The organism is Gilliamella sp. B3482 (genome assembly GCF_026536805.1).
GTDB lineage: Bacteria > Pseudomonadota > Gammaproteobacteria > Enterobacterales > Orbaceae > Gilliamella > Gilliamella apicola_E.
On record NZ_JAFNNL010000003.1, the window covers coordinates 336,107 to 347,709 of the forward strand.

At 36.7% G+C, this 11,603-nt stretch carries 5 protein-coding genes; 2 read left to right on the top strand and 3 right to left on the bottom strand.

Annotated features, from left to right (window positions below; all coding sequences use genetic code 11):
* Positions 1–531: 531 nt before the first annotated feature.
* On the bottom strand, positions 532–4,806 hold the full coding sequence (locus J3U18_RS07105) for an acyl-CoA dehydratase activase-related protein (RefSeq protein ID WP_267353374.1): 4,275 nt from the start codon (positions 4,804–4,806) through the stop codon (positions 532–534).
* A gap of 164 nt (positions 4,807–4,970) precedes the next feature.
* A complete protein-coding gene (locus tag J3U18_RS07110) occupies positions 4,971–5,687 on the bottom strand; it encodes an epoxyqueuosine reductase QueH (protein WP_065734181.1) in 717 nt (238 codons plus the stop codon).
* 701 nt (positions 5,688–6,388) lie between these two features.
* Here J3U18_RS07110 and J3U18_RS07115 point away from each other — a divergent pair.
* Positions 6,389–7,795 (top strand): EmmdR/YeeO family multidrug/toxin efflux MATE transporter, encoded by a 1,407-nt coding sequence (locus J3U18_RS07115; RefSeq protein WP_065563498.1) that lies wholly within the window; start codon positions 6,389–6,391, stop codon positions 7,793–7,795.
* 224 nt (positions 7,796–8,019) lie between these two features.
* Positions 8,020–8,691, top strand: coding sequence for an OmpW/AlkL family protein (locus J3U18_RS07120; RefSeq protein WP_267353375.1), 672 nt, complete (start codon positions 8,020–8,022; stop codon positions 8,689–8,691).
* A gap of 43 nt (positions 8,692–8,734) precedes the next feature.
* On the opposite strand, the gene J3U18_RS07125 is transcribed toward J3U18_RS07120, so the two are convergent.
* On the bottom strand, positions 8,735–11,593 hold the full coding sequence (locus tag J3U18_RS07125; RefSeq protein ID WP_267353376.1) for a valine--tRNA ligase: 2,859 nt from the start codon (positions 11,591–11,593) through the stop codon (positions 8,735–8,737).
* Positions 11,594–11,603 lie beyond the last annotated feature (10 nt).

The following is an 11,603-nucleotide window of genomic DNA, read 5'->3' on the forward strand; positions in this document are numbered from 1 at the left end:
TAATTGTCCATCTTTGTTTATTGTCATATCTTTTAGTAAGCCTTTATTAAAATCATTAGTTAATAAGCAACTTTATAGCTCTTCAGAATAATTTGATAATGATTTACTTTTTAATAAAATAGACAACGTTTCAGGATAATCATTTAGATATTCTCGTCCATCAACACGATTAATTCTCATTAACAATTTGTCAGGCTGTTTTTTTCTTCATAACTAAACGTTAGTATAAATGTATTAGGTTCCCGATTAATTATAATGATGTTAGCTTAACGCCTTTATATTTTCCATGCGCTTTAGCAATTTCTACACCCTCATTTATCTTTCTCTTCTAATTTCATAATTGCCCAAAGCAACTTGTAATAATATTTTTAACAACAAGTTTTGCATTGAATCTATAACTATTCTCGTTACACCACATGTTTCAGATTATATTTCTGATGAATCTAAGATATTAGGTGTACGCAGTTTTGCCCTTTTTCTTTACTTGAGTCAAATAACCCTAGTACTTCATCGATGGGTAAACGAATGATCCTATCCACTCCAGTTATCATAAGAATACTTTAATGAACTCACCATAAAATGCAAACGGTTAAGCACATTAACTTCACCTGCGCCATCATCAAAATCCAAATAAAGCAAATTAAGTTTTGGATTAAGGTCACGCATACGTTTCTCTACCCCTTTTGAAACAACATGATTAGCAATACAGCCAAACGGTTGTAGACTAATCACATTATTAATACCATGCTTAGCAAAAGTCATAATACCAGCTGGAATTAACCAACCTTCACCATATTGATTAGCTAAACTAAGAATTTCTTCCGCTTTTGTCGCCATATCACGAATATTGTGGAATGGTTGATAATATTTAAAGCCCGATAAAATCTGATTAGTTTGATCAATGTACTTCTGCGCTACTTTTTCAAAAAAGTGAACAAAATAAGCAACAAAACTCTTGTTGATAATATAATTATCAACATTACTATCATAGTTAACAAAAGACTGAGCAAAAAACTCGATCATTGGCGGAATAACCGGTTCTATTCCCTGTTCAACTAGCCAATCTATGCTATTTTGATTTCCGAAACCGTTATATTTAACGTAAATCTCCCCAACAATGCCAATTTGAGGGCAATCTTTATTTAAGGTTTCGATTTGATTGAAATGATCGACAGCTTCTTTTAACAGCAAAAAGATCGCCTTTTTGCCTTTATGTTGATTGATAATTTGTTGTAACTTTCTAATATAAAGTTCTTTCAACTGATTAGCTTGCTGTTTATATTTTGCTCTAGGCGCAATCGAATAAAACATCTTTGAAATAGAATCGGCAAACAGCATAGCAAAAAAAGTTGTTGGTAATGTTTTCAGCCAGTTAAGTTTAAAGCCTGGTTGTTCGATTTCATTAATATTACCTGTACTTAGCGACACAATCGGAATATCTTCATAACCATTACTAATCATTGCTTTCTTAATTAAAGAAAGATAACTACTCGCCCTGCACTGGCCTCCTGTTTGGGTAATACCGATAGCCACTTCATCACGCTGATATTTACCTGAATTTAGCGCTTTAATAATATCTCCAACAATAATCGTTGCTGGATAACAAATCTCATTATTACAATATTTAAGTCCCCACTCGACCGAACTTTTGTCTGGTTTTGGAAGGATTTCAAGCTTATAGCCAGACAAAGCAAAAATTGGAGGTAACAATGGAGAATAAAAATCTGAAATAAATGGCGCCAATATAGTACGGCGCTGTTTGTCTTGCTTAGCAAAAATAGTCGTATTTTTACGCTTAACTATTTTTAATGGTTGTTGATGATTCATGCGGATTGATTCAATAATCGAACGCAAACGCAAACGTACTGAGCCAGTTGCGGTGATCTCATCGACACGAATAATCGTACATGTTTTACCTTTGGATTCTAAAATCGCCTTACACTCATCGGTAACAATTGCATCAGGACCACACCCAAAAGAATTAAGTTGCACAAACTGAATATTTTTTGGTTGCTCAGCAACAAAACTTACTGCTGCATACAATCGATTTGGGTAACTCCATTGTGAACAGATTTGTAACTCTGGCGATAATCGACTGATCTCACCCAACACGGAATCCTCGGTTATGACATCACAACCTAACGCATTTAAAATCTCAGGTGTTTTATGATTAATTAAACTATCGCTATGGTAAGGTCTACCCGCTAAAATAAACACATAACGACCAGTCTCTTTAGCATTATTCAACACCTCAACAGCTTTTTTATTCAATGATTGTTTATATTCAGCTTGAGCAACTAATGCATGTGCAAAAGCCTGACTCGCCACGTTTTTAGGAATACCGAGCGACATTAAATAATTGATACATCCTTTTTTCAGTAACTTCTGATCACTAAAATTAATTACTGGATAATCCAACGGCACATTATATTTCGTCTTTGGATTGATCGCGCTATTTACCACCTCAGCATAACTACTCACGATCGGACAGTTATAACTATTAATTGCATTATCAAAATGGTCAGACTCAAATACCACCATCGGCATAAAAATGCGATCAACCTTCTGCTCGATCAACTCCAAAATATGGCCATGAACAAGTTTGGCAGGAAAACAGATGCTATCTGACATCACGGTACCTGCCCCTTTCTCATAAAGATCATATGTCGAATAGGGTGAAAGCGTCACATTTATTCCACTTCTAGTTAACAACGTATGCCAGAATGGAAAATTTTCATATTGCCCTAAAACACGAGGGATTCCGATATGGAGTTTAGCGTCAACATTATGCGTATTAGCTCTATCGAATAACAACGCATTCTTATAATCAAACATATTAAATGCATTTTTATTTTGATGCTGATTATTGCTTAAAAAACGCTCGCACTTATTACCGGAATAATAACGTTGACCATTAGCAAAGCGATAAATCATAATATCGCAATTATTCTCACACCCCTTACAGCGTGAAGGTTTAGCTTTATTATCTTCAGCTTTCTGTAGATTATCTAAGCCAATAAACTGCGAAGGGGTTTGATTATTTATATAATGATTTTTCGCAACTAGCGCTGCACCATAAGCCCCCATCAATTCAGGAATATTGGACGTAGCGATTTGAGCACCAGTTAACTGCTCTAAAGCACGAAACACAGCAGGATTCTTAAAAGTACCGCCTTGAACCACAATATGATCGCCAAGCTTACGCATATCATGAAGCTTAAGCACTTTATGAATCGCATTTTTAATCACCGAAAAAGCAAGTCCAGCTGAAATATCGCCAACAGTCGCATTTTCACGTAGTGCTTGTTTCACTTTAGAGTTCATAAATACCGTACAACGCGTTCCTAAATCACAAGGATTCTTGGATTTACACGCTGCATCAGCAAAATCAATAGTATTGGAATTAAGGGATTTAGCAAAAGTCTCAATAAATGAACCACAACCTGACGAACAAGCTTCGTTAAGCTCAATATGATTCACCACGCCATTGGCTATAAAAATGGCCTTCATATCCTGACCGCCAATATCCATGATGAAACTCACCTTAGGATCGATATGTTTAGCCGCGGCAAAATGAGCCATTGTCTCAACCAAACCATCATCGATGGCAAAAGCTGCTTTCAACAACTCCTCGCCATAACCAGTCACAGCAGTGCGAGCAATTATAATCTCTTTACCCGATGCAGCAATTTCATCCTTAAGTACCGTTAATCCTTTGATTAATGCCTTGATTGAATGACCATTATTTGGGGCATAATAGGTAAAAAGTAGCTCATCATTTTCACTAACTAGCGTAATCTTAGTCGTTGTTGAACCACTATCGATACCTAAATAAGCGTTTTGTTTTTGATAAGCGGTTAAAGCTACGCGAGGAATTTCGATATATTTGCGTTTTTGTTGCCAATCATTAAATGATAGCGACTGGTTAAATAACGGTTTTAAGCGAAAAGATTGATTGACTTGAATCTTATTTGACGCACTTAGTCTATCAATGAAATCATTGATACTAAGTTCACTACGTTCAATAGCATGGATTGCCGCTCCCCAAGCCGACAATAACGTAGGATGTTCTGTAGTAACAATTTGTTCCTCATTTAACTTTAACGTTTCTAATGCGGCTTTGCCTAAAGTTGGAATAAATGAAAACGGCCCGCCAATCAGCATCACTTTTGGCACAATATCATAACCACGCGCTAGCGTATTCACTAACTGAATACAAACTGCATGTAGAACAGAGTAAGCAATATTTTCTTTGGAAACATTACGGCTAATTAAATTTTGCACATCGGTTTTCGCAAACACACCGCAACGAGAAGCGATTGGGTAGACTTTATCGTGTTTGGTTGCAAGCAGGTCAAATTCCTGCACAGGGGTATTAAGTAAAGTTGCCATCTGATCGATAAAGGCACCGGTTCCTCCAGCACAACTCCCATTCATACGAATATCGGGCGGACGATCAGGAAAAAAGAAGATCATCTTACTATCTTCCCCACCGATATCAATTAGAGTTCGCACCTCAGGATATTTTCGTTGTACCACTTCCGAAGCTGCTACAACTTCCTGAATAAAAGCGATACCGGCCTTCTCAGAAATCCCCATCCCAGCAGAGCCTGTCACCTTAACCGACACAATAGCATCATCACCAATCTGCTGTTTAATTTCATCTAAAAGGGATAAAGCGGTATTAACAATATGGGTGTTATGACGAACATAATTGGTATAAATAAAATTATCCTGTTCATCGAGTACAACACACTTAGCTGTTGTAGAACCAACATCCAATCCAAGTCTATATATTTTTGGCATAAACAAACTCACATTTTGCAAAATTAGACTTAACCAATAATAGGATTACAAATAATAATTATTATTCTTCTTTTATAAAATTATTATAGCGAAATCTTTCAGATTTTTAATCAATTTGTTAGGGAAATGACATTTTGGATGTTTTGAAGAGGATCAATATCGAGTTATACTTTCTCTAGCCCTTGCTTAGCGATAGCAATTACATTCTTCAGATCGACACCTTGTGCTTTTGCAGCAAAAATACAACCGCAATAACATTGACGATAAACATCGTACTCCTTACAAAGTTCGATAGAACGCTTATAACCATTATTCTTTTTGAAATCGGAAGGTAAATAATTAACTGAAAAAATTTCCTGAATTTCGAAACCAAGTTGGTTGATTTTTTGACTATTCTTTTTAGGACTCAGCGTTAACGCACTAGCAAAATAATCAAAGCCCAACTCTTGCGCCTTAATCGCCGCCAAATCTAACCGCATCTTATAACAAAGATGACACCGCTCACCACCTTCTGGCGCATCACGCAAATGCTCTACCTGTTTAATAAACTCAGCCGGTTGATAAGGTGCTTCTAAAAACTGCACCTGGTTGCCAGTCTTTTGATTAAAGTCCGCAATAAACTTCTGTTGAACGACACTGCGATACTCATATTCCACGCGGGGATGAATATTTGAATTGGCAAAATAGATCGTGATATCAGCATACTGTGCTAAATATTCCAGTACATAAGTACTACATGGTGCACAGCAACTATGGATTAACAACTTAGGTCGAGCCGATGCCAACTGCCAATCAGCAATCACTTCTTTTAAAATTGAATCATAATTCACTTTATTATGAGGATTTAATTTTTCGAGAATATCTTTGGCGTTGATTAACATTCGTACTCTTTAACGTTTGCTTAAGTAAATAATGGAAAATAAGGCAGCTATAATATAGCGAACTGAAAAAGCGTTCAAGTTTAAGGCGAAAAGATCGCTTTTTGAAGAAAATTAAAGCTTCAAAAACCCCGTTCCTCAACTTTTTTTTTATTAATTTTAAAAAGCGATACACACGATTGAGTAAGAATTACTTGTTAATTAAACCTCGAAAAACCCATTCCTCAACTTTTTTTATCAATTTTAAAAAGCAATACAAACGATTGAGTAAGAATTACTTGCTAATTAAACCTCAAAAACCCCGCTCCTCAACTTTTTTTATCAATTTTAAAAAGCAATACACGCGATTGAGTAAAAATTACTTGCTAATTAAACCTCAAAAACCCCGTTCCTCAACTTTTTTTGATAATTATCTCTTCTTATCTCAACATTACTTTTTAAGCACTTAAAAAAGGTTTATGTCCTTTACTTAACTATGTGTTGAAATGTTGCTATAGCTAAATCCTATTTTAATTAGCACTAAAATTACCTCATCATTTAATTTTTAATCTTAAATATCAGAGATTAAGGAGACAATGCACGGATAATGTTAAGTATTATATCGATTAAAATTGATAGCCATTTTTTTAAAACATAATTTCATTTTTATCACATAAAGGCGTTATAATAGCCGCAACTTATCGAATAAAATTTTAGGCCTTAAATTGGATGTTCTAAGTCGATTGAAGAATCTTCAACTTTATAAAAAACGACGTTCAAACAATGTGCTATTCTGGCGCGAAATATATCCTTTAGCAATGCCAATTCTGATTGAGAATTTGTCTGTCATTTTAATGGGTATATTCAGTACATTTTTAGTAAGTTGGATTGGTAAGGCCGAGATGGCTGCCGTCGGTTTGGCCGAAAGCTTTAATATGATTGTGATGTCCTTTTTTATGGCGGTTGCGCTCGGAACATCCGTCGTAGTCGCGTTTAGTTTAGGACGACATAATCGTAAAAAAGCAGTAGTAGCAGCAAGACAATCTATTACGCTATTAGTAATAATCTCAATTTTACTATTTTTGTTCGTTGAGTTTTCAGGCTATTGGATTGTTGAGATTATTGCCGGTAAGGCTGATCCTGAAGTTAAGGAATTAACACTAACCTTTCTAAGATTAACCGTTTTAGGTTACCCCGCCCTTGCCTTTATTTTAGTTGGTTGTGGCGCTTTGCGTGGCGCTGGCAATACTAAAATTCCCATGTATTTAAATATCCTTATGAACATTCTGAATCTATCTATTAGTTATGTACTAATTTATGGTGCTTTCGGTTGGCAAGGACTTGGGTTTATCGGTGCAGGTATTGGTTTAACTACATCTCGTTATTGTGGGATGTTTTTTATTTTGTTGGTGTTGACCATCAAACCAAGCCGGGCATTATTTATCCCACTTCGCAGTTATTTTCATTCATTTAATGGCAAGATACTGATTGATATTTTAGGGATTGGTATTCCGGCTAGTGTTGAGTCGGTGATGTTTAATATTGGAAAATTACTAACGCAAACCTTTGTTGCAGGTATGGGCACATCGACTATTGCGGCAAACTTTATCGCGTTTTCAATTGCTGGATTGCTTAATTTGCCAGGTGGAACACTTGGCGCAACCTCAACCATAATTGTTGGTAAGCGCATTGGTATGGGGCAAATCTATCAACCAACACGGCAACTTAAGTATATCTTTCATTTAACCAGTTTATTACTCTGCTTTTTAGCATTTTTATCCATTCCGTTTGCTGGATTATTAAGTTCGCTCTATACCGATGATCAGGAAGTTATCGAAATTTCCAAACATTTACTTTGGTTTAATGCCTTATTTACCCCATTCTGGGCATCATCCTTTGTTTTGCCATATGGTTTTAAGGGAGCGAAAGATGCAAGTTATACCATGTGGGTCGCTATTGGTAGTATGTGGATGTGCCGTATTGTAGTGGGCTATATTTTTGGTGTTTATTTCGGCTTTGGTGTGATTGGTGTTTGGTTTGGTATGTTCTTAGATTGGATCATTCGAAGCATCTTCTTTTATCATCGACTTATTAGCGGTAAGTGGCTTTGGCGTCATCAAAAGCGAATTTAAATCAAATTGACCTATTGAATCTGAATCAATTGAACAAAAAGCACTATTAATTAATTCATCTAAAAAATCTACCATATCATTACTCATATTATGGTGCTAAGATATTCATCAATACCTTTAGGTAATTGTCAATCCTTTAAAGCTTTATATTAAAAAACGGTCTGTTAATGAAGCATATATCACGCTCAGTTAGCAGTTTATATAAACATAATAAGGAGATAAAAATGAGAGTATCGTCAATTGCTATGCTAGTTACTTTTGGATTAGCAAGCTCAACCGCTCTGGCGCATAGTGCCGACCAAATTATCATCCGTGGTGGTCCTGTCTATGTTCATCCTCAAGATAAAAGTGATCATGTTAAAGTGGGTGGTGCAAAGAGTGATCTTAAGGCTAAAGCCGATAATGACACGCAACTAGGCCTGAATTTTCAATATATGATTACTGATAATTTTGCTGTTGAATTATTAGGTGCCACACCTTTTAGTCATCAAGTGAAACTTGGCGGTGGTAATTCTACTGGTTTATCCGGTGCTCATTTAGGAAAAATAAAACATTTACCACCAACATTGAGCGCACTGTGGTATCCGCTTGATAGTAGCTATGAGCTCCAACCTTATGTTGGCCTTGGTGTTAACTATACTTTCTTTTTTGATGAAAAACTTAGTGGTGAAGCTAAGAAAGCAGGCTTTCATGGCTTAGACTTGGATAATTCCTGGGGCTGGGCTGCACAAGTGGGTGCTGATTATTCTTTAGATGAGAATTGGCTGATTAACGCGCAAGTCCGTTATATCGATATTGAAACTAAAGCTAAAACTCATTTAGGTAATACTAAAGTCACGGCAAAATATGATCTTGATCCTTGGGTTGTAATGCTCGGTGTCGGTTACAAGTTTTAATCATAAAAAAACCTCTCATATGAGAGGTTTTTTATTGATGTCCTTAAAGACTTTTTATTGCTTCATACTGCTCTTGTAATTTAGCTTTGTCAGCAACATAGCCTTGTTGTTTTTCTTTCTCTTTAGCCACTACAGCTGCTGGTGCTTTATCAACAAAGCTGGCATTGGAAAGCTTGTTATCAATACGTGCAATTTCGCCTTCAATGCGAGCTATTTCTTTTTGAAGTCGAGCTAGCTCATCATCTTTATTGATCAAACCAGCCATTGGAATAAGTAGCTCTGCACCATCAACTAATTTGGTTACCGATAATGGCCCTGCTTCACCTTCATCTAACAAGACAATTTCTGATAATCTTGCTAAAGACTCTATAAAGGTGACATTGTCACTAATAATGCGATGCACCGTCGGTGATGCTTTTCTGATCAATAATTGTAACGGTTTGCTTGGCGCAATATTCATTTCAGCACGAATATTACGAACAGCGATAACGGCATCTTTAATCCAATTGATATCAGCAACTGCTTCATTATCAACTAATTTGCTATCAAAGGCTGGCATTGGTTGTAACATAATAGTATCTGCTTTGATGGCCATTAATGGTTTTACACTTTGCCAAATAGCTTCAGTTATAAATGGAATGATTGGATGAGCCAAACGCAAGAGTGCTTCAAGGACTGTTACTAAAGTATGACGAGCTGCTCGTTGTTGATTTTGCTCGCCATTAGCTAATACTGATTTGGTTAACTCCAAATACCAGTCACAGAACTGATTCCAAGTAAATTCATATAAGATATTAGCCGCTAAATCGAAACGATAAGTATCAAATGCTTCGCGGTATGTTCTCACCGTTTGATTAAACTCCGCTAAGATCCATTTATCCGCTAATGAATACTCTAAATCACCACCTTTAAATCCACAATCGTGCTCTTGAGTGTTCATTAATACATAACGGCTAGCATTCCATAGTTTATTACAGAAATTACGATAACCTTCTAAACGTTTTAGATCCCAATTAATATCACGACCAGTGGACGCCAGTGCGGCTAAAGTAAAACGTAATGCATCGGTACCATGGGCTTCAATGCCATTAGGGAACTGTTTTTCAGTACGTTTGGCAATTTTTTCAGCAAGCTGTGGTTGCATCATGTTACCAGTACGTTTTTCTAATAAATCGGCAAGTGATATCCCATCAATCATATCTAAAGGATCGATAACATTCCCTTTAGATTTTGACATTTTTTGCCCTTCTTCATCACGAATTAAGCCAGTTACATAAACTGTTTTGAAAGGTACTTGAGGTTTGCCATGTTCATCTTTGATGAAATGCATCGTCATCATAATCATTCTTGCGACCCAGAAGAAGATGATATCAAAACCAGTTACAAGAACATTAGTTGGATGAAAAGTCGCTAAATCATCAGTCTTTTCTGGCCAACCTAAGGTTGAGAATGTCCACAGCGCTGATGAGAACCAAGTATCAAGTACATCATCATCTTGTGATAACTCGATATCAGCAGATAGACCGTTTTCACGGCGAACTTCAGCTTCGTCACGACCAACATAGACATTACCTTGATTATCATACCAAGCCGGAATTCGGTGTCCCCACCATAATTGGCGCGAAATACACCAATCTTGGATGTCATTCATCCATGAAAAATACATGTTTTCGTACTGTTTAGGTACAAATTGAATATCGCCATTTTTTACGGCAGCTATTGCTGGTTCAGCTAAGACTTTAGCGCGAACATACCACTGATCGGTTAACATTGGTTCAATGACCACGCCACCACGATCACCATAAGGAATGGTGAGATCATGTGGTTCAATTTTTTCTAAAATACCTTGAGCTTCACACTCTGCAACAACTAATTTACGTGCAGCAAAACGTTCTAAATTTTGGAATTGTGTCGGAATCTCAGTTGAGTAAGCGGTGCTTGACTCACCATTAGTATCAAATACTTCTGCTTGCGTACGAATCTCACCATCAAAGGTAAAGATATTAATCAGCGGTAGTTGATGACGACGCCCTACTTCATAGTCATTAAAGTCATGAGCAGGCGTAATTTTTACACAACCCGTACCTTTTGTCATATCCGCATGTTCATCCCCAACAATAGGAATACGACGATTGACAAAAGGTAATATAACAAATTTACCAATAAGATCTTTATAACGAGGATCTTCAGGATTAACCGCCACCCCAGTATCACCAAATAGTGTTTCAGGACGAGTCGTTGCGACAACAAGATAATCTTTACCATCTGCCGTTTTTGCACCATCCGCTAATGGGTAACGCAAATGCCACATTGATCCTTTAACTTCACGATTTTCAACTTCAAGATCTGAAATTGCTGTGCGTAATTTTGGGTCCCAATTCACTAAGCGTTTACCGCGATAAATCAAATCTTCTTGATAAAGTCTTACAAAAACCTCTTTAACAGCATTAGAAAGGCCTTCATCCATCGTAAAACGTTCACGCTCCCAATCAACAGAATCACCTAAACGTCTCATCTGCTTAGTAATACTTCCACCTGATTCAGCTTTCCATTGCCAAATTTTTTCGATAAAAGCATCTCGACCATAATCATGGCGAGTTTTATTTTCTTCAGCGGCAATTTTACGTTCTACCACCATTTGGGTAGCAATACCTGCATGGTCAGTACCTGATTGCCAAAGCGTGTTATTACCTTGCATACGGTGATAACGAATTAATGCATCCATAATAGTTTGTTGAAATGCATGTCCCATATGCAAACTACCCGTTACGTTTGGTGGTGGAATAGCAATGCAATAACTAGGCTGAGATTTGTCACCATTAGGCTTAAAGTAACCACTTTCTTCCCAATGTTGATAGATAGGTTGTTCGATTTCTTGTGGATTATAAGTCGTATTTTTCATAATAAAGGCA